The 19,004-nt window shown below is 58.7% G+C and carries 16 protein-coding genes; 12 read left to right on the forward strand and 4 right to left on the reverse strand.

What is annotated here, in order from left to right; genetic code table 11:
• Positions 1-3: 3 nt before the first annotated feature.
• Complete coding sequence (gene xseA, locus F6R97_RS20410; protein WP_038981755.1) at positions 4-1,383, reverse strand: exodeoxyribonuclease VII large subunit; 1,380 nt, start codon at positions 1,381-1,383, stop codon at positions 4-6.
• Between xseA and F6R97_RS20415 the strand changes: the two genes are divergently transcribed.
• Positions 1,382-1,546 carry a hypothetical protein gene (locus F6R97_RS20415; RefSeq protein ID WP_156320472.1) on the forward strand — a complete coding sequence of 55 codons (165 nt, stop codon included), beginning with the start codon at positions 1,382-1,384 and terminating at the stop codon, positions 1,544-1,546. The two genes, xseA and F6R97_RS20415, sit on opposite strands and share 2 nt — an antisense overlap.
• A gap of 99 nt (positions 1,547-1,645) precedes the next feature.
• Here F6R97_RS20415 and F6R97_RS20420 read toward each other — a convergent pair whose 3' ends face one another.
• The gene (locus tag F6R97_RS20420; RefSeq protein WP_038981756.1) at positions 1,646-2,542 is read right to left on the reverse strand and encodes a LysR family transcriptional regulator; all 897 of its coding nucleotides are present in this window, start codon (positions 2,540-2,542) and stop codon (positions 1,646-1,648) included.
• Positions 2,543-2,642: 100 nt separating this feature from the next.
• On the opposite strand from F6R97_RS20420, the gene F6R97_RS20425 reads away from it, so the two are divergent.
• The 6 genes from F6R97_RS20425 to F6R97_RS20450 all read left to right on the forward strand — a co-directional run bounded on the left by F6R97_RS20425 (position 2,643) and on the right by F6R97_RS20450 (position 9,174).
• Positions 2,643-3,410 carry a sulfite exporter TauE/SafE family protein gene (locus F6R97_RS20425; protein WP_038981757.1) on the forward strand — a complete coding sequence of 256 codons (768 nt, stop codon included), beginning with the start codon at positions 2,643-2,645 and terminating at the stop codon, positions 3,408-3,410.
• Between the two features lie 269 nt (positions 3,411-3,679).
• Entirely contained in the window at positions 3,680-4,228 is a 549-nt protein-coding gene (locus tag F6R97_RS20430) for a hypothetical protein (protein ID WP_038981758.1), read from the forward strand.
• A gap of 217 nt (positions 4,229-4,445) precedes the next feature.
• Positions 4,446-5,915, forward strand: coding sequence for an IMP dehydrogenase (gene guaB, locus F6R97_RS20435; RefSeq protein WP_038981759.1), 1,470 nt, complete (start codon positions 4,446-4,448; stop codon positions 5,913-5,915).
• Positions 5,916-6,008: 93 nt separating this feature from the next.
• Entirely contained in the window at positions 6,009-7,586 is a 1,578-nt protein-coding gene (gene guaA / locus F6R97_RS20440; RefSeq protein ID WP_007903619.1) for a glutamine-hydrolyzing GMP synthase, read from the forward strand.
• A gap of 177 nt (positions 7,587-7,763) precedes the next feature.
• Positions 7,764-8,456, forward strand: coding sequence for a hypothetical protein (locus F6R97_RS20445; protein WP_038981760.1), 693 nt, complete (start codon positions 7,764-7,766; stop codon positions 8,454-8,456).
• Positions 8,449-9,174 (forward strand): Fic/DOC family protein, encoded by a 726-nt coding sequence (locus F6R97_RS20450; RefSeq protein ID WP_038981761.1) that lies wholly within the window; start codon positions 8,449-8,451, stop codon positions 9,172-9,174. The genes F6R97_RS20445 and F6R97_RS20450 overlap by 8 nt, the downstream gene beginning before the upstream one ends.
• Before the next feature lie 106 nt (positions 9,175-9,280).
• On the opposite strand, the gene treR is transcribed toward F6R97_RS20450, so the two are convergent.
• On the reverse strand, positions 9,281-9,985 hold the full coding sequence (gene treR, locus F6R97_RS20455) for a trehalose operon repressor (protein ID WP_008014686.1): 705 nt from the start codon (positions 9,983-9,985) through the stop codon (positions 9,281-9,283).
• A gap of 237 nt (positions 9,986-10,222) precedes the next feature.
• Between treR and treP the strand changes: the two genes are divergently transcribed.
• From treP to F6R97_RS20480, 5 genes are all read left to right on the forward strand, one after another.
• Positions 10,223-11,665: a PTS system trehalose-specific EIIBC component gene (gene treP, locus F6R97_RS20460; protein ID WP_315866992.1), complete on the forward strand. Its 1,443-nt coding sequence runs from the start codon at positions 10,223-10,225 to the stop codon at positions 11,663-11,665.
• Between the two features lie 140 nt (positions 11,666-11,805).
• Positions 11,806-13,455: an alpha,alpha-phosphotrehalase gene (gene treC, locus F6R97_RS20465; protein WP_315866993.1), complete on the forward strand. Its 1,650-nt coding sequence runs from the start codon at positions 11,806-11,808 to the stop codon at positions 13,453-13,455.
• Positions 13,456-13,562: 107 nt separating this feature from the next.
• Positions 13,563-14,786 (forward strand): maltoporin, encoded by a 1,224-nt coding sequence (locus F6R97_RS20470; RefSeq protein ID WP_038981765.1) that lies wholly within the window; start codon positions 13,563-13,565, stop codon positions 14,784-14,786.
• Between the two features lie 162 nt (positions 14,787-14,948).
• Positions 14,949-17,483, forward strand: coding sequence for a phosphoenolpyruvate--protein phosphotransferase (gene ptsP, locus F6R97_RS20475; protein WP_048395485.1), 2,535 nt, complete (start codon positions 14,949-14,951; stop codon positions 17,481-17,483).
• Positions 17,484-17,485: 2 nt separating this feature from the next.
• A complete protein-coding gene (locus tag F6R97_RS20480; RefSeq protein ID WP_048395486.1) occupies positions 17,486-17,776 on the forward strand; it encodes a PTS transporter subunit EIIB in 291 nt (96 codons plus the stop codon).
• A gap of 223 nt (positions 17,777-17,999) precedes the next feature.
• Here the strand turns inward: F6R97_RS20480 and F6R97_RS20485 are convergent, their stop codons facing one another.
• Complete coding sequence (locus F6R97_RS20485; protein ID WP_315866994.1) at positions 18,000-18,326, reverse strand: hypothetical protein; 327 nt, start codon at positions 18,324-18,326, stop codon at positions 18,000-18,002.
• Positions 18,327-19,004: the final 678 nt, after the last annotated feature.

Below are 19,004 nucleotides of genomic sequence, written 5' to 3' on the forward strand. Positions count from 1 at the left end.
GGATCAATCCAGTAGAGAAAGGGTGACGGGCGTCAGGTGATTGTCTTCGACGCGCACTTGCAGCTCGCCTTCGCCGAGTTTGGCTTTCAGGCGCTGGCCGGTATGGGTCTGCGCGGCGCTACGAATCGCGTTGCCGCGCTCGTCCAGCAGAATGCTGTAGCCACGTGCGAGGGTCGCCAAAGGGCTGACCACATGCAGCGTCTGCATCTGACTTTGCAGTTGCAAGCGGCGGGATTTAAGCCCTTCACGCATGGCCCGGGGCAGGCGCTCGGCGAGGCTGTCGAGGCGCTGGCGAAGCATCGCCAGTTGTCGCCCTGGATGTTGCCCGGCGAGGCGGGTTTCCAGACGGATCAAGCGTTCGCGACGGGTATTGAGGCTGCGTTCGAAAGCGCGGCGCATGCGCATGTCCAGATCATCCAGACGTTGTGCTTGCTGGCGCAGTCGTTCGCCGGGATGACGCAGGCGCCGGGCCATGCCTTCCAGACGCAGCCGGTCGCGCATCAAGCGGTCGCGGATGCGCATCACCAGGCGTCGGTGCAGACTTTCGACACGACGCACCAGATCGCTGGAATCCGGCGCGAGCAGTTCGGCCGCGGCGGACGGTGTCGGGGCGCGGACGTCGGCGACGAAGTCACTGATCGACACGTCGGTTTCGTGGCCGACGGCGCTGACAATCGGCGTCACGCAGGCATCTACGGCGCGAGCCACGGCTTCTTCGTTGAAACACCAGAGGTCTTCCAGAGAGCCGCCGCCACGGGCCAGGATCAACGCGTCGAAACCGCGGGCATCCGCCAGTTTCAGCGCGCGGACAATCTGCGCGGTGGCTTCGCGGCCTTGCACGGCGGTGGGGATCAGCGTCAGTTGGATCTGCGGCGCGCGGCGGCGGAACACACTGATGATGTCGCGGATCACCGCGCCGGTGGGCGAGCTGATGATGCCGATGCGTTGCGGGTGCGCCGGCAGCGGCACTTTGCGCTCGGCACTGAACAGGCCTTCGGCACTGAGCTTTTCCTTCAACGCATCGAAGGCCAGGCGCAGGGCGCCATCACCGGCCGGTTCCACGGTGTCGAGAATCAGCTGGTAATCGCCACGGCCTTCAAACAGCGAAACCTTGCCGCGAACCTTGACCGCCAAGCCGTCCTTCAACGCCTGGCGAACCCGCGCGGCGTTCTGCCGGAACAGCGCGCAACGCACTTGGGCGCCGCTGTCCTTGAGGGTGAAATACACATGGCCGGACGCCGGGCGGGCGAGGTTGGAGATTTCGCCTTCGACCCAGATGTTGCTGAACACGTCTTCGAGCAACACCCGCGCGCGGCCGTTGAGCTGGCTGACAGTCAGGACTTCCCGGTCCAGGCCGAGTCTTGCAAAGGGATCTTTAATCATGGGGCGCATGATAAAGGCAATCTCCTGCGCAATGCACGATCCCCCTGTAGGAGCTGCCGCAGGCTGCGATCTTTTGATCTTGATTTTCGGCGAGGCTGAAATTGCTGAAGATCAAAAGATCGCAGCCTTCGGCAGCTCCTACATTGACCGAGTACACCGCTGATTGAGCGGATGCACTCAAAGCCCCGTAGGAGCTGGCGCAGCCTGCGATCTTTTGATCTGCTGGTCGGTCAGCCGAAAAAATCGCAGCCTGCGGCAGCTCCTATAGGGATTGGGTGAAATGCTGAATGAATTGCTGAACCAGCGCAGTGGGACTCTGCCGACAGGCGAGGGCGACAGTGCTGTGGCAATCCGGGTCGTCCAAGGACAGAAAGTGGATATCCGGCGGCGCAATGTCTTGCATCGATTCGGGCAACAGCGCAATGCCGAACCCGGCCTGGATCAGTTGCAGTTGCGTGGTTTTGCGCGACACCACTCGAGCCGCCCGGGGAAAGAACCCTTGGCGCATGCACAACTCGGCGGACAGATAGCTCAGGCCGCCACGCTGTGGATGAGGGATAGAAATAAACGCTTCATTCTTCAACTGCGCCAGATCGATGCCTTGCGCGGACTTATCCACAGCCAGCCGATGATTTGGCGGCACCGCCAGCAACAGGCGCTCGCTGTACAGCGGAACAATTTGCACCCCTTCACGCTGACGCAGCACCGGCAGGCGCAACAGGCCCACATCGAGGCGACCTTCGACCAATTCTTCCAGTTGCGCCTCGGAGGACAGCTTGACAATGTCCATCGACACACCAGCGTGCCGATCCAGGTAGACGCTGATTCCTCGCAGTAGCCGACCGCTCATGGGCACGGTGCTGGAGTGACTGAGGCGCAAAACGCCCAGTTGACCGGTGCCCACCTGGGTGGCCATCTCGCTGGCCTTGGTCAGTTCGTTCAATAGGTTTCTGGCCCGAGGCAAAAAGGCTTCACCCGCCGCCGTCAAACGGGGCTGGCGCGCGGTGCGTTCGAACAGCGGCGTTTGCAGCCGGGTTTCCATGTCCTTGATCTGCCGGCTCAAGGCCGATTGAGCAATGAACAGTCGTTCGGCTGCAGCACTGAAGCTGCCGCTCTCGGCGATTTCCACGAAGTAACGCAATTGGCGGGTTGAAAGCACGAGGTATGCCTTTTCGAGATGGGTAGTCGACGTTGAAGATATTAGTCGCAACGCTCGGCGCTGGCTAAAGTCATCGCAGGAATAAAAGGAAGCCGTGTCGATGAATGTGCTGGAGTTATTAAACCAATGGCCGTGGGGTGCGGTGGATTGGCTGGTGATCGGGTTGGGCGTCGCCCTGGCCTACATCGTGTTCGGCATCGCCGGTTTTGGCACCGCGCTGGTGGCCGGGCCGATTCTGATCCTGTTCATGCCGCTGTCGAAAATCGTGCCGCTGCTGGTGTTGCTGGATTTCGTCGCGGCGTTCGGCAATCTGCTGCCCTCACGACGGAATGTGGCGAGGCCCGAATTGCTGCGATTGCTGCCGTGCATGGCAGTGGGCTGCACGTTGGGGGTGATTTTTCTGCTGAACCTGAAATCCGATGTATTGCTGCTGTTGATGGGGCTGTTTATCAGTGCCTATGCGATTTACAGCCTGTGGATTAAAACCCGTCCGGCGCGATTGTCCGCCGGGTGGGCGGTGCCGATGGGCACGGTGGGCGGGATGTTCGGGGCGCTGTTTGGCAGTGGCGGCTTTTTATATGCGATCTATTTGAACAGTCGGCTGCCCAAGGACGCGGCCCGGGCGACCCAGAGTGCGCTGATCAGTTGCAGCACCGTGGTGCGTTTGAGCCTGTTTGCCGTCGCCGGTGTGTATGCCGAGCTACCCTTGTTGGTGTTGGCGCTGTGTTTGTTGCCAGCGATGGCGCTGGGGTTGTGGATCGGCCGGCGGTTGACCATGAAATTGTCCCGCGAGGCATTCGTGCGGCTGGTCACCTGGCTGGTGCTGGCCAGCGGGATTGCCTTGATCGGGCGCTATTTGAGTACTTGACCGGATTTCGTCAGGGATTAAGCTGCCGGCCGCCCTGACGCCTTCGCGGGCAAGCCCAGATTCCAGTCAGTTAAGCGCAATCCATGTGGGAGCGGGCTTGCTCGCGAAGACGGCGGCACAGTAAACATTGATGTTGCCTGCCCCACCGCTTTCGCGAGCAAGCACGCTCCCACAGGTTTCGCACCTTAACTGACTGGAATCTGGGCTTGCCCGCGATGGCGTCAGGACGAACACCGCAGAACTTCCTTTTGACGCAGTAGGCTTGCACCATGAATTCCCAAAGCATCATCGTCCCGAAAATCTCCACCCTGCCGGTACACGAACCCCGGGCCCGGGCGGTCGTGCGTTGGCTGGTGCGCAAGAACATCATCAAAGAAGAACTGACCACCTGTGGTCGCACCGGCAATCGCATGGCCCACGCCATCGCCGACGGTGCCCGCGCCGTGGTCCTGCACCCTGAAGCGCTGCCGTTCGGCGAGCCGGTCAATGGCCTGGAAATCATCACCAAGCGCTGCATCTATACACCGGCCAAGGGATTCCTCGAAGAAGCCGGCTGCGCCGAGTGCCGCAAGGAGATCGGCGAAGCGCTGTTCGAAAGCCTGGAAGAGTGGATGCCGGGGCGCACCGATAACTTCACGTGCCCTGAATGCGGGCATGAAGATGACATCAACGGGTTTCTGTTCTTGCAGGAATGCGGCTTTTCCAATCTGGGCTTCATCTTCAACAACTGGCTTGAGGCCGGGTTCAAGCAGAGCTTCATCGACGAATTTGCCGATTGGCTGGATCAACCCGTGAGCTGGGTCAAAGTCGAACTCTGAACGCGGGCGCCTTTGTAGGAGCTGCCGCAGGCTGCGATCTTTTGATCTTGTTTTTTGAAAATCAAAGTCAAAAGATCGCAGCCTTCGGCAGCTCCTACAGAGGCGTCGTTTTTCCGTATGTCAGTAATGCCAATAATAGACAGAGTTTTACATTGAACCCGAGGGGGTGTCTGACTATAATGGCGCGCTTCCATTTTCCCGCTCGGGAGCCCCCGCGATGCTGCGTATCAGCCAAGAAGCTCTGACCTTCGACGACATTCTTTTAGTGCCCGGTTATTCCGAGGTTCTTCCTAACGAAGTCAGTCTCAAGACCCGCCTTACCCGTGGCATCGAGCTGAATATTCCACTGGTTTCTGCTGCCATGGACACCGTTACTGAAGCCCGTTTGGCAATTGCCATGGCTCAGGAAGGTGGCATCGGTATCATCCACAAGAACATGACCATCGAGCAGCAAGCTGCCGAAGTGCGTAAGGTCAAGCGTTACGAAGCCGGCGTGGTCAAGGACCCGATCACCATCGAGGCTGACGCCACGGTTCGTGAACTGTTCGAATTGACTCGCCAGCACAACATCTCCGGCGTTCCGGTACTGCACGATGGCGACCTGGTCGGCATCGTCACTTCCCGTGACGTGCGTTTCGAGAACCGTTTGGACGCCAGCGTCCGTGAAGTGATGACGCCTAAAGAGCGTCTGGTCACGGTCAAGGAAGGCGCCGACAAGAACGACGTCCGTGAGCTGTTGCACAAGCACCGTATCGAACGCGTGCTGATCGTCGACGACAAATTCGCCCTCAAAGGCATGATGACCGTCAACGACATCGAAAAAGCCAAGGCTTACCCGCTGGCCAGCAAGGACGATCAAGGTCGTCTGCGTGTTGGCGCTGCAGTCGGTACCGGTAAAGACACCGGTGACCGCGTAGCCGCCCTGGTTCACGCTGGTGTTGACGTAGTAGTGGTCGACACTGCTCACGGCCACTCCAAAGGTGTGATCGACCGCGTTCGCTGGGTCAAGCAGAACTTCCCTGAAGTGCAGGTCATCGGCGGCAACATCGCCACCGGCGCTGCCGCCAAGGCCCTGGCCGAAGCTGGCGCTGACGCAGTCAAGGTCGGTATCGGCCCTGGCTCGATCTGCACCACCCGTATCGTCGCCGGTGTCGGCGTCCCGCAAATCAGTGCCATCGCCAACGTCGCCGCTGCCCTTGAAGGCACTGGCGTTCCGTTGATCGCCGACGGCGGCATCCGTTTCTCCGGTGACCTGTCCAAGGCCATCGTAGCCGGTGCCTCCTGCGTGATGATGGGCTCGATGTTTGCCGGTACTGAAGAAGCGCCGGGCGAGATCGAACTGTTCCAGGGCCGTTCGTACAAGGCTTACCGCGGCATGGGTTCGCTGGGCGCCATGTCCCAGGCTCAAGGTTCCTCCGACCGTTACTTCCAGGACTCCTCGGCAGGCGCCGAGAAACTGGTTCCGGAAGGCATTGAAGGGCGTGTTCCGTACAAGGGCACCCTGAGCGCCATCATCCATCAACTGATGGGTGGCCTGCGTTCTTCCATGGGCTACACCGGTAGCGCCGATATCGAAGAAATGCGCACCAAGCCTGAGTTCGTGCGGATCACCGGCGCTGGCATGGCCGAGTCCCACGTTCACGACGTGCAAATCACCAAAGAAGCGCCAAACTACCGCGTAGGTTGAGGCTTCCAGCAATAAGTTAAGTAACCGGGGCTGTTTTCAGCCCCGAGTTGTTTCTGATTCTCTTCACCGAACTGCATAGACGAGACTGACCACATGGCCCTCGACATTCACGCCCACCGCATCCTGATCCTCGACTTCGGTTCCCAGTACACCCAGCTGATTGCCCGCCGCGTGCGTGAAATCGGCGTGTACTGCGAACTGCATCCGTTCGACATGGACGACGAAGCGATTCGCGAATTCGCTCCAAAAGGCGTCATTCTCGCCGGCGGCCCCGAGTCCGTGCACGTAGCCGACAGTCCGCGCTGCCCGCAAGCGGTGTTTGACCTGGGCGTACCGGTCTTCGGTATCTGCTACGGCATGCAGACCATGGCTGAACAGCTGGGCGGCAAGGTCGAAGGTTCCGAGCTGCGTGAATTCGGTTATGCCCGCGTTGACGTGGTCGGCAAGAGCCGTCTGCTCGATGGCATCGAAGACCATATTGACGCCGATGGCCTGTTCGGCCTCGACGTGTGGATGAGCCACGGTGACAAGGTCACCAAGATGCCGGAAGACTTCCACATCCTGGCCAGCACCCCGAGCTGCCCGATTGCCGGCATGTTCAACGATGCTCGCGGCTACTACGGCGTGCAGTTCCACCCGGAAGTGACCCACACCAAGCAGGGCGGTCGCATCCTCTCGCGCTTCATCCTCGACATCTGCGGCTGCGAAGCCCTGTGGACGCCTTCGAAGATTGCCGAAGACGCCATCGCCCAGGTCCGCGCCCAGGTGGGCACCGACAACGTATTGCTCGGCTTGTCCGGCGGCGTTGACTCCTCGGTGGTTGCCGCGCTGCTGCACAAGGCTATCGGCGACCAGTTGACCTGCGTCTTCGTCGACAACGGCCTGCTGCGCTTGCACGAAGGCGAGCAAGTGATGGCCATGTTCGCCGAGAACATGGGCGTCAAAGTGATTCGCGCCAACGCCGAGGACCAGTTCCTCGACAATCTGGCAGGCGAAAGCGACCCAGAGAAGAAGCGCAAGATCATCGGCCGTACCTTCATCGACGTTTTCGATGCCCAGTCCAACAAACTGGATAACATCAAATACCTCGCCCAAGGCACCATCTACCCGGACGTGATCGAGTCGGCTGGCGCCAAAAGCGGCAAGGCGCACGTGATCAAGTCGCACCACAACGTGGGCGGTCTGCCGGAAGAAATGAACCTCAAGCTGGTTGAACCCCTGCGCGAGCTGTTCAAGGATGAAGTCCGTCGTCTGGGCCTGGAACTGGGCCTGCCGTACGACATGGTCTACCGTCACCCGTTCCCGGGCCCGGGCCTGGGCGTGCGCATTCTCGGTGAAGTGAAGAAGGAATACGCCGACCTGCTGCGTCGCGCCGACCACATCTTCATCGAAGAACTGCGCAAGGCCGACTGGTACCACAAGGTCAGCCAGGCATTCGTGGTGTTCCAGCCGGTGAAGTCGGTTGGCGTTGTCGGCGATGGCCGTCGTTACGCATGGGTCGTTGCCCTGCGTGCCGTGGAAACCATCGACTTCATGACCGCGCGTTGGGCACACCTGCCTTACGAACTGCTGGAAACCGTCAGCGGCCGGATCATCAATGAAATCGAAGGCATCTCCCGCGTTACTTACGACGTGTCGAGCAAGCCGCCGGCGACGATCGAGTGGGAGTGATCCCGCACTAGAGTCATCGTTGCGAAAGCCCCTGAACCGGTCTCGGTCAGGGGCTTTTTTATGCCTAACTGCTTTTGAAACGTCTGTTTCTGTAACGTATAAAGTGAGCGACATGGCCAGCAGAAGTTTTGCTTCGACAGGTGGTAAAGTATTCGCTCGCTGTCGGGAGGATTGAACATGAAGCTTGAAGAACGCATGCGGATGGCCATCCAGCGCACGTCGGGTAATGTGATCCTGCGCGCGGATGTTGCATCGCTGGGTGGTCACTCTCAAGTTTCCGTCGCTCTCGATGAGCTGCAGAAAAAGGGCGTAATTGTTCGGATGGGCATTGGAGTTTATGCCAAAGCGTTCAGAAATCCTGACACCGGACTCATTACGCCTGTCGAGGATCTTGAAACACTGGCGGTCGAAGCATTTAGACGGTTAGGCATGAGCGCTTCAGTGCAAATGACGCCTTCAGAACAGCGCCGTTCGGTCGCCCGCAAGGAAGCGAAAATATGCGTGCAGGGCAATCGCCGAATCCGCCGCAAATTGTCGTTGGGCGGAAGGTCGGTGGTTTACATCAATGAACGGGCGCCCTCCCGGAAAGCGAAAAATACAGTGAGGCGTCACCCACAAACCGGTGGCTTGATCATCCCGACTGTTGGACTCAAACGATACGTGCTGGATCTCGCCGAGCTCAACAAGGTTTCGTACGTCAAAACATTTGCCGATGAATGGGCAGAAAATGTCTCGAGATTGGCCGGGGATGATGTTCGTACCGACTCAATTGAGCAGTTGGTCATTGCGTTGAAAAAAGAGAAAAAGGTTACCGGCACAGAAGCGGTTCATTTGCTCGCCAACTACTTGAGAGAAAGACAGCGTGTTTGATCCGTTCAAGGATTTCGAAGCGAAAGGGTATCTCAGGAATGTTGTGGGTGAAAAAGACCTCAACATCGTCAAACACCTTGAGCACGACTTGTTTACCGCGAACCTGTTGGATGCAATGGCTTTCCTGGCCAAGAAGAGAACGATCACTTACGGTGATTTTTTACACGTTCACAAACTTCTTTTTGGGGATCTTTATCCTTGGGCGGGCAAGGACAGATTGAGCACTTCTCCTGATTTGGCCATTTCCAAGGCCGATATATTCTTCTGTCCTCCGTTTGAGGCTAAAAGGGCTGTAGAAGAAGGGCTTCGTCTCGGTCAGAACAAAGACTTGCTCAGAAAATCCCCCGGTGTAGTGATGGGTTTTTTTGCCTATGGTCATCCGTTCCTGGATGGCAATGGCCGAACGATGCTCGTGGTTCACTCGGTGTTGTGTGATCGAGCAGGGTTTTCAATCAACTGGAGCAGGACGACAAAGTCCGCTTACCTGTCGGCGTTAAGTAGCGAGATCGAGACGCCCGACAAGGGAATCCTGGATGATTACTTGAAAGACTTTATCGAGCCGCCTCTGGAACCGGGCGAATGGGAAGCCGCCATTCAGTCAGTTAAGGGGCTTAATGGACTCGTTTCGGTGGACACTATTGAAGGAACCTTCGATGACCCGGCCATTTCGCAGAAGTATCAGGAGTTCGATAAGCGCAGGGGTTACAAGATCGATTGATTGTTAGCTGCCAGTGTCAGGCAGCTAACACATCCCATCCTATTTGTTCGTGCAAGTTAAACGCACGCGACCGCCTTCATTTCCCTTTATCCGGCCGTAGCGCATCTCAGCGCCGGGCCACATCCGAAAAGTAAAACTTGTCCAGGGTATGTCGCGATTCGGTGTACTCGAACTGCCTGCCATCCTGCAAAAACGTCTGGTTACTAACCACGATCACATGGCTTTGCCCATCGAGGTCCAGATGTTGCTGGTCGTCCTTGCTGCGGGGCACTGCTTCGATGGTGCGCTGGGCGTAGGCGATTTGCAGTTGCAGGGTCTGCTCGATGAAGGCGTAGATCGATTGTTCGGCGATATCGCGGGACAAACCGGGAATCACGTCGCTGACGAAATGGTTGATGTCGAGGATCACCCGTTTGCCGTCGATCCGCCGTACTCGCTTGATCCGCGTGATCAGGCTGCCTTCTGCAGCTTTGATGTGTTCAAGCAACGGGCCTTCGAGGGGGATTTGTGTGAACTCGACCACCTCGGTGCTGACGTCATTGCCCAGTCGCGGGTAGGTTTCCTGGAAGCTGACGATGCCGCCGAGCTGAAACTCGATCGGGTTGGTCGACAGCACGAAGGTGCCTTTGCCGTGGACTTTCTGGGCGAAACCGCGCTCCTGCAATTGCTCGATGGCCTTGCGCACAGTGCCGCGACTGGCCTGATAGCTGTCCATCAGTTCGGTTTCGGAAGGCAGTCGTGCGCCGCGTTCCAGACGTTCGGTCGTAATGCTGGCAAGCAGATCGCTGTAGATCTGGTTGTATTTACTCATGGGGATGGCTCTGTGCCGCGCTGTGCTCAAGGTTTTGAACCTTAAGGGCAGGGTAGGGGTTTGTCCATGCGGCTTTGGGTTTCTTTGACTTCGGAGGTAGGAAATGTCGCCGCCTGTCGGGTTCGGGGGAAACAAAATCAAACTCGTCTGTACGAGTTGTTGCAATAACTCGTACAGACGAGTACTTTTCGCTTCGGCGTGCTGCCAATAACAAAAAACTACAGTGGAAGAACGAGCATGAGCCACGACTACCCGAATATCGCCTCTGAGCTGCTGCACAGCCTCGGTGGCAGCGACAACCTCGAGCAAGCCGCGCATTGCGTCACACGCCTGCGCCTGGCCCTCAAGGACCCGAAACTGGTCAACAGCGCCACGCTGAACCAGATCGATCTGGTCAAAGGTTCGTTCTTTACCGGCGGCCTGTTCCAGGTGGTGATCGGCCCCGGCGAAGTGGAAAAGGTCTACGCCGAACTGCGCCGGCAAACCGGGCTCGCCGCCTCGACCATCGCCGACGTCAAACAGAAAAGCGCCGACAAGATCCACCCGATGCAGCGATTGGTGCGGGTGTTTTCCGACGTGTTCATGCCGATCCTCCCGGCACTGATCATTGCCGGCCTGTTGATGGGCATCAACAACCTGATCGGCGCCAAGGGCATGTTCATTGAGGGCAAGACCCTGCTGGACGCCTACCCTAAGCTTGACGGGCTCTGGAGTCTGATCAACCTGATGGCCAACACCTCGTTCGTGTTTCTCCCGGCCCTGGTGGGCTGGTCGGCGGCCAAGCGCTTTGGCGGCAGCGAAATCCTCGGCATCGTGCTCGGCCTGATGCTGGTGCACCCGGATCTGCTCAATGCCTGGAACTACGGCAAAGCGGTGGCGGGGTTGGAGGGCCAGAGCCTGCCGTACTTCGACATCCTCGGTATATTTCAGATCGAGAAGGTCGGTTACCAGGGGCAAATCCTGCCGATCCTAATGGCGGCCTATGTGATGAGCGTCATCGAAAAGTGGTTGCGGGCGCGAGTGCCTAACGCGGTGCAATTGCTGGTGGTGCCGATCACCACCATCGTCGTCACCGGCGTGCTGGCGCTGGCAGTGATTGGCCCGGTGACCCGCCATCTGGGGATTCTCATCACTGAAGGTGTGGTCGCCCTGTTCGACCTGGCGCCCATGGTCGGCGGCGCGATTTTCGGCCTGCTCTACGCACCGCTGGTGATCACCGGCATGCACCACATGTTTCTCGCGGTCGACCTGCAACTGATCTCCACCCAGGGCGGCACCTTCATCTGGCCGATGATCGTCATGTCCAACCTTGCCCAGGGCAGCGCGGCGTTGGCGGTGTTCTACATGACCCGCAGTGTGCGGGACAAAAGCATGGCCTCGACCTCGGCGATTTCTGCGTACTTCGGCATCACCGAACCGGCCATGTTCGGGGTCAACCTGCGCTACAAATTTCCGTTCTATGCGGCCCTGATCGGCTCTGCGCTGGGCTGCATTTTCCTGTCGCTGAACAAGGTCCAGGCCTCGGCGATTGGCGTCGGCGGCTTGCCCGGTTTTATCTCGATCATTCCCCAGTTCATTCCGATGTTCGTGGTCGGGATGGTGATTGCCATGGTCGTGCCGTTTGTTCTGACCTGCGGGTTGAGCATGAGGATTGTCCGGCCCGGGTATCGGGTCGCTTGATAGATCGCATTCGCCCGTAGGAGCTGCCGAAGGCTGCGATCTTTTGATCTTCGGCGGTGTTGTTGAAAGACCAAGATCAAAAGATCGCAGCCTTCGGCAGCTCCTACGGGGCCAGTACATATTTAAGAGGGAACCCCGCCATGCAAGACTGGCAACGTTCGGTGATCTACCAGATCTACCCGAAGAGTTTTCACAGCCACGCCGGCAACCCCACGGGGGATTTGCTCGGCGTCGTGGCCAAGCTCGACTACCTGCACTGGCTGGGTGTCGACTGCCTGTGGATCACGCCGTTCCTGCGTTCGCCCCAGCGCGACAATGGTTACGACATCAGCGATTACTACGCCATCGACCCAAGCTACGGGACCATGGCCGACTGTGAATTGTTGATCGCCGAGGCCGGCAAGCGCGGGATCAAATTGATGCTCGACATCGTGGTCAATCACACCTCGATCGAACACATCTGGTTCCAGCAGGCCCGCAGCAGCCTCGACAACCCTTACCGCGATTTCTACATCTGGCGCGACCAGCCGAACAACTGGGAATCCAAGTTCGGCGGTTCGGCCTGGGAGTACGAGGCCCAGACCGGTCAGTACTACCTGCACTTGTTCGACCACACTCAGGCCGACCTGAACTGGGACAACCCCCAGGTGCGTGCCGAAGTGTTCAAGATGATGCGTTTCTGGCGCGACAAAGGCGTGGGCGGTTTCCGTCTGGACGTGATCAACCTGATTTCCAAACCGGTGGATTTTCCCGAGGACAACAGCGACGGTCGGCGCTTCTACACCGACGGCCCGAACGTCCATGAATACTTGCAGCAAATGCACCGCGAAGTGTTCGAAGGCCATGACCTGATCAACGTCGGCGAGATGTCATCCACCAGCCTGGAACACTGCATTCGCTACTCGCGACCGGAGTCGAAAGAGCTGTCGATGACCTTCAACTTTCATCACTTGAAGGTGGATTACCCGAACCTGCAAAAGTGGGTTCGCGCCGATTTCGATTTCCTCGCACTCAAGCGCATCCTCTCCGACTGGCAGACCGGGATGCAGGCCGGCGGCGGCTGGAACGCGCTGTTCTGGTGTAACCACGATCAACCACGGGTGGTCTCGCGTTTTGGTCATGACGGCGAGCATCGGGTGGTGTCGGCGAAGATGCTCGGCACGGCGCTGCATTTCCTTCAGGGCACGCCGTTCGTGTACCAGGGTGAAGAACTGGGCATGACCAATCCGGGCTTCGATCACATCGATCAATACCGCGATGTCGAAACCCTGAACATCTTCCGGCTCAAGCGCGAAGCCGGTAGCAGCGACGCCGACAACATGGCGGCGATCATGCAGAAGTCCCGCGACAACGGTCGCACGCCGATGCACTGGAACGCCGAGCCGAACGCCGGTTTCAGTGCGGTCGAGCCCTGGATCGGCGTGCCGGCCAACGCGGCGCAGATCAACGTCGAGCATCAACTCGACGACCCGGATTCGGTGCTGCATCACTACCGTCAACTGATTGCCCTGCGCCGCAGTGAAGCGCTGATGTCCGATGGCGTTTATCGGCAGTTATTGCCTGAGCACACGAAAATCTGGGTGTATGTGCGTGAAGGCCATGGCGAGCGTTTGCTGGTGCTGAACAACTTCTACGGCGCGCCGTGCGAAGTCGAACTACCGCCAGACGTGATCAATGAAGCGATGGCTCAACGTCTGGTGATCAGCAACTACCCGGACTGTCCGCTGCGCAATCAGCAGGTGTTTTTACGGCCGTTTGAATCGTTCGTGCTGCACCTGACTAACCACTAGCCCTTAACCAACAAAAATACCGTTTCAAAAAACACGCAGAACGCTGCGCGGGGGAGTTTGCGCGCCGATTTTTGCTGCATCACACAATAAAAATAATGAGGTGGTTCTTGAAAACAACAATAAATCGCAGCCTTGTAGCGGCGGGCGTGTGCCTGGCATTACCACTGTCGGCCCAGGCGCTGGAATTCGCCGGTTACTTGCGCAGCGGTGTCGGCACCTCGGTTAACAGCGGTAAACAGCAGTGTTTCCAGCTGCCGGGAGCGCAGACCAAATACCGCTTGGGTAACGAATGCGAACAGTATGCGGAGTTGGAGTTGCGCCAGGATCTGTTCACCCTGGACGACGGTTCGGTGCTCAGTGTCGATGGCATGGCCTCGCTGTATAACCAGTACGACAAGGACCTGACATTCAACGGTGACAACGGCTCGGTGCGCCTGCCGCAGCTGTATGCGCAGTGGTCGAACATGCCCAGTCTCAACGGCGGTTCGCTGTGGGCCGGTCGGCGTTACTACAAACGGAACGATATCCACATTTCCGACTTCTACTACTGGAACCAGAGCGCCACCGGTGGCGGTATCGAAGATGTGCTGATCGGAGATCTGAAGTACAGCTACGCCTTCTCGCGCAAGGACAACCTGTACCAGAAGGACTACATCAACCGTCACGATTTCAACGTCGCCGGCTTCAACACTAACCCTGGTGGTGAGCTGGAATTCGGCCTGAGCTACATCGACAAACCCGACAGCCGCGACGCTCATCGCGGTTGGGCGATCACCACCCAGCATGTGCAAAAGGGCTTTCTGGGCGGCAAGAATAAACTGGCCTTTCAGTACGGCGAAGGCCCCGGCACCGGGTTGGGCTATACCGGTAACGTGAGGCTGGATGACAGCAGCAAAAGCTACCGGGTAGTGGAGTTCTTCGACTGGCAAGTGACGCCGCGTTTCGGCGGGCAAGTCGAAGCGGTCTACCAGAAAGACATTCGCCCGGACGGCGCCGACCAGAACTGGATTTCCCTCGGGATTCGCCCGGCCTATGCGATCACCGAGCAGTTCAAACTGGTGACCGAACTGGGCCACGATCAGGTTGAAGCCACGGGCGGGACGCGCAAGCTGAGCAAGTTCACCTTCGCCCCGACGTGGTCGCCCAAGGGCCCGGAATTCTGGGCGCGCCCCGAGGTGCGTCTGTATTACACCTATGCCAGCTGGAACGAGGCGGCCAAACGGGCGGCCAATGAACTGGCGGCAGGTTCGGCGTTGTCCGACACCGGCGCCTTCGGCACAGCGCGACACGGTGCGAACGTCGGATTGCAGGTCGAGTATTGGTGGAAATGAACGCCGCATAACCCCGTAGGAGCTGCCGAAGGCTGCGATCTTTTCTCTTGGGCTCACTTGAATCTCAAGCGGAAGATCAAAAGATCGCAGCCTTCGGCAGCTCCTACGGGTATCGCGAGATCGCAAGCGTCTTTTATAAAGAACAAAACAGCAGGTGACGTCATGGCCACACCCCAACAATTGCAACTGCTGGCACCCTTGTCCGGCGTGCTGATGCCGCTGGACCAAGTGCCCGATCAGGTGTTTTCCAGTCGCGTGATCGGCGACGGTCTGTGCATCGATCCGACCTCGCAAACCTTGTGCGCACCGCTGGCCGGGGTGATCAGTAATGTGCAGGTCAGTGGGCATGCCGTCAGCATCACCGACGACAATGGCGTGCAGGTGCTGATGCACATCGGCCTCGATACCGTGAACCTGGCTGGAAAGGGTTTCACCCGGTTGGTGGAGGAAGGTCAGCGGGTAGTAGTGGGGCAGGCGCTGATCGAGTTCGACGCCGATTACATCGCCTTGAACGCCCGCAGTTTGTTGACCTTGATGCTGGTGGTCAGCGGCGAGCCGTTCACCTGGCTGACGCCCGAAACGGGTGTAGTGGAAAGCGGTCAGCCGCTGCTGAGTCTGAATCCATCCGAAGTGGCGGCCGATGAGGGGATTGCGCAGGAGGGCGAAGCGTTGTTCTCCAAACCGGTGACGCTGCCCAATGCCAACGGCTTGCACGCGCGCCCTGCGGCCGTGTTTGCCCAAGCGGCGAAAGGCTTTTCGGCGAGCATTTGCCTGCATAAACAGCAGGACAGCGCGAACGCCAAATCCTTGGTGGCGATCATGGCGTTGCAGACCGCCCAGGGTGACGTCCTGCAAGTCAGCGCAGCGGGCGCGGATGCCGAAGTGGCGATCAAGACGCTGGCCGAGTTGCTGGCCGCCGGTTGCGGGGAAGCCGTGACGGTGATGGCAGAGGTTGAGACGGTTGCTGCTGAGGCCTCATCGCTGAAGGTGCTGCGCGGCGTCTGTGCATCGCCGGGGTCGGCGTTTGGCCAAGTGGTGCAGATTGCCGAGCAAACCCTGGAGGTGAATGAGTTCGGCGTGAGTCCACAAGTTGAGCGCGAGCACTTGTCCCGGGCATTGGCGGCGGCGGTTCTGGCCTTGCAGCAGTTGCGTGACAACGCCACGGGTGACGCTCAGGCAGACATCTTCAAGGCTCATCAGGAACTGCTCGAAGACCCTGGCCTGCTGGATCAGGCCCTGGCACTGATCGATGCAGGCAAAAGCGCTGCTTTCGCCTGGCGTGCGGCCACCGAGTCGACGGCAACCTTGTTCAAAAGCCTGGGCAATGCCTTGCTGGCTGAACGGGCGGCGGATTTGGCCGACGTCGGTCAACGGGTACTCAAGCTGATTCTCGGCGTAGAAGATCGTGCGATGGAGTTGCCGGACGGGGCGATTCTGATTGCCGAGCAACTGACGCCCTCCCAAACGGCTGGCCTGGACACGCGCAAGGTGCTGGGGTTCGCGACGGTCGGCGGTGGCGCCACCAGCCACGTGGCAATTCTTGCGCGGGCCTTTGGTTTGCCGGCGATCTGCGGCTTGCCGGTTCAGGTGCTGACATTGATCAATGGCACCCGGGTTTTGCTCGATGCCGACAAGGGTGAGTTGCAGCTGGATCCCGAGCTGGCCGCCATTGAGCAGCTGCAAGCCAATCGTCAGCGACAAAAGAAGCGCCAACAATACGAGTTGGAAAATGCAGGACTGGCCGCCTGTACCCGTGATGGGCATCACTTTGAAATCACCGCCAATATCGCTTCGCTGGCCGAAGCCGAACAGGCCATGACGCTGGGCGGTGAGGGCGTCGGTCTGTTGCGTTCGGAGTTTCTTTATCTGGATCGCAATCACGCGCCAAGCCATGACGAGCAGGCATCCACCTACAGTGCCATCGCCCGCGCCTTGGGGCCGGCGCGCAATCTGGTGGTGCGCACCCTGGATGTCGGCGGTGACAAACCGTTGGCCTATGTGCCGATGGAGCGCGAAACCAACCCGTTTTTGGGTATGCGCGGGATTCGTTTGTGCCTGGAGCGTCCGCAGCTGTTGCGCGATCAGTTCAAGGCGATTCTGAGCAGCGCCGGGTCGGCGCGCCTGCACATCATGCTGCCGATGGTCGCGCAGCTGTCGGAGTTGCGGCTGGCTCGTCAGCTGCTTGAAGAAGAGGCGCTGGCATTAGGGCTTACCGAACTGCCGAAACTGGGAATCATGATCGAAGTACCGGCGGCGGCGCTGATGGCTGATCTGTTTGCACCCGAGGTGGATTTCTTCTCCATCGGCACCAACGACCTGACCCAATACACCCTGGCCATGGACCGCGATCACCCACGGCTGGCCAGTCAAGCCGACAGTTTTCATCCGGCGGTTCTGCGGCTGATCGCCAATACCGTGAAAGCCGCTCATGCCCATGGCAAATGGGTCGGTGTGTGCGGCGCCATGGCTTCGGAAAAACTGGCGGTGCCGCTGTTGCTGGGGCTTGGCGTGGATGAGCTGTCGGTGAGCGTGCCGTTGATTCCAGCGATCAAAGCGGCGGTTCGTGAAGTGGATCTGCTGGACTGCCAAGCCATCGCCCAGCAAGTGCTGGGGCTGGAAAGTGCCGAGCAGGTACGCGAGGCATTGCGGCTGCACCATGAGGCGACGGTCGATACTTCATTGATTCTGGAGAACTGAGCATGTTCGAGAAAATGCAGCGGGCGTTCTGGAAAGCGTTGACGCCGGATTTGGTGATGGATGAGCCGAAAGTGGAGGCTCAGCCTGTTTTCGGTTTGGCCGCGAATGTCGTGGCCGCGCTGGGCGGTGTGGATAACCTCAAGTCGCAACAGCCGGTGGCGCTGACCCGGGTGCGGGTGGAATTGCGGGATATGACGCGAATGGATCGGCAGGCGTTGACGGTGGCTGGGGTGCCGGGAGTGATGATGCTGGAGGATGGAGTGGTTCATCTGATCACCGGTCTTCAGCCATAACCGGACCTTTGTGGTGAGGGGGCTTGCCCTAATGCCGGTAAGTTAAGACGCAGAACCTGTGGGAGCGTGGCTTGCCCGCGAAGACGGCGGCACAGTCAACATTGATGTTGCCTGATACAACGCTTTCGCGAGCAAGCCCGCTCCCACAGGTTCCGCGGCTTAACTGGATGGCATTAAGGCTTGCCTGCGAAGACGCCGGATCAGAAGCCCGAAATCTCTGAAACTAATCCGCTGCTGACCGAGCCCGCAACCGCCGTCCAATCACATCCAGCACATCACACCCATCGCGCAATGGAATGGCGCAGAGCAAGGCAAAGTCACTGAGAATGAAGGATTCGCACTCGACTGAACCGCGCATCGACATGTTCTCCAGCACCTGGGTGACGGCGCGAATTCGATAGCTGGCAGCGTCATACAAAACATCGAGCGGCGCGTGGGTATCGACGAACAGTGTGGGCATGTCGTTGCAGTTGCCGGTGAGCGCCATGAAGCGGCTTTTGGGGTGGGGCATTGGTTCTTCGTAGGGTGGGGCTGGCGTTAGCGTCGTCATTTGTAATTTCCATGAGTATGAATATGAACTGCCAACGCACCCTCCTACAGGTTTGGGTGGCAGCCATGCGCAGGAGTAGGAGTACCGAGCACTCATGAACCTCGGCCACGCCGAAGCGTGTCCCGCGCACAGCCGCCGCGAACGATCTTACGGACACGAATTAAGCGCCGCAATCAAACGACAAAGCTGTTGCACCATGAGAGAGGGCTCCTACACCCTGTCACTGCATTCGCAGTGACAGCCAAAGACTATCGATGGAGCGCATTTCACACCAGTTCATGGAAACCGCTACGAGTTGAAGGAAACTTCCGATGACCTTGCCCAGAAATTTCACCGTCTGTAAGACCGCCTTCGCGGGCAAGCCTCGCTCCTACGGAATCGAGGCAGACCGCCAAATATGGGAAGACTTCAATCCTGTAGGCAGAAAATTAGGCGCGGGGACTTTGCGGGGGATCGATCAGGAAAGAAGTCGGGAAAGGTGGAAATGGATGTAGGGGGATTCGCTGATTAGCAGCGACTCAATAACGTTCAGCGAAGCGGTCCCAAAACCTGCAATCGCATTTCATCAGGACATACCTGTGTGGGCCTTAAAAGATCGCAGCCTTCGGCAGCTCCTACATTTGATCGGTATACACCCCGTAGGAGCTGCCGAAGGCTGCGATCTTTTAAAGGGCCTCG

The organism is Pseudomonas sp. JV414 (assembly GCF_032424305.1).
GTDB lineage: Bacteria > Pseudomonadota > Gammaproteobacteria > Pseudomonadales > Pseudomonadaceae > Aquipseudomonas > Aquipseudomonas lini.

Coding starts and splice junctions, on each gene's coding strand:
- F6R97_RS20415 (WP_156320472.1), top strand. CDS start 1,382: ATGGGGCGCATGATAAAGGCAATCTCCTGCGCAATGCACGATCCCCCT.
- xseA (WP_038981755.1), bottom strand. CDS start 1,383: ATGATTAAAGATCCCTTTGCAAGACTCGGCCTGGACCGGGAAGTCCTG.
- F6R97_RS20425 (WP_038981757.1), top strand. CDS start 2,643: ATGAATGTGCTGGAGTTATTAAACCAATGGCCGTGGGGTGCGGTGGAT.
- F6R97_RS20430 (WP_038981758.1), top strand. CDS start 3,680: ATGAATTCCCAAAGCATCATCGTCCCGAAAATCTCCACCCTGCCGGTA.
- guaB (WP_038981759.1), top strand. CDS start 4,446: ATGCTGCGTATCAGCCAAGAAGCTCTGACCTTCGACGACATTCTTTTA.
- guaA (WP_007903619.1), top strand. CDS start 6,009: ATGGCCCTCGACATTCACGCCCACCGCATCCTGATCCTCGACTTCGGT.
- F6R97_RS20445 (WP_038981760.1), top strand. CDS start 7,764: ATGAAGCTTGAAGAACGCATGCGGATGGCCATCCAGCGCACGTCGGGT.
- treR (WP_008014686.1), bottom strand. CDS start 9,985: ATGAGTAAATACAACCAGATCTACAGCGATCTGCTTGCCAGCATTACG.
- treP (WP_315866992.1), top strand. CDS start 10,223: ATGAGCCACGACTACCCGAATATCGCCTCTGAGCTGCTGCACAGCCTC.
- treC (WP_315866993.1), top strand. CDS start 11,806: ATGCAAGACTGGCAACGTTCGGTGATCTACCAGATCTACCCGAAGAGT.
- ptsP (WP_048395485.1), top strand. CDS start 14,949: ATGGCCACACCCCAACAATTGCAACTGCTGGCACCCTTGTCCGGCGTG.
- F6R97_RS20480 (WP_048395486.1), top strand. CDS start 17,486: ATGTTCGAGAAAATGCAGCGGGCGTTCTGGAAAGCGTTGACGCCGGAT.
- F6R97_RS20485 (WP_315866994.1), bottom strand. CDS start 18,326: ATGACGACGCTAACGCCAGCCCCACCCTACGAAGAACCAATGCCCCAC.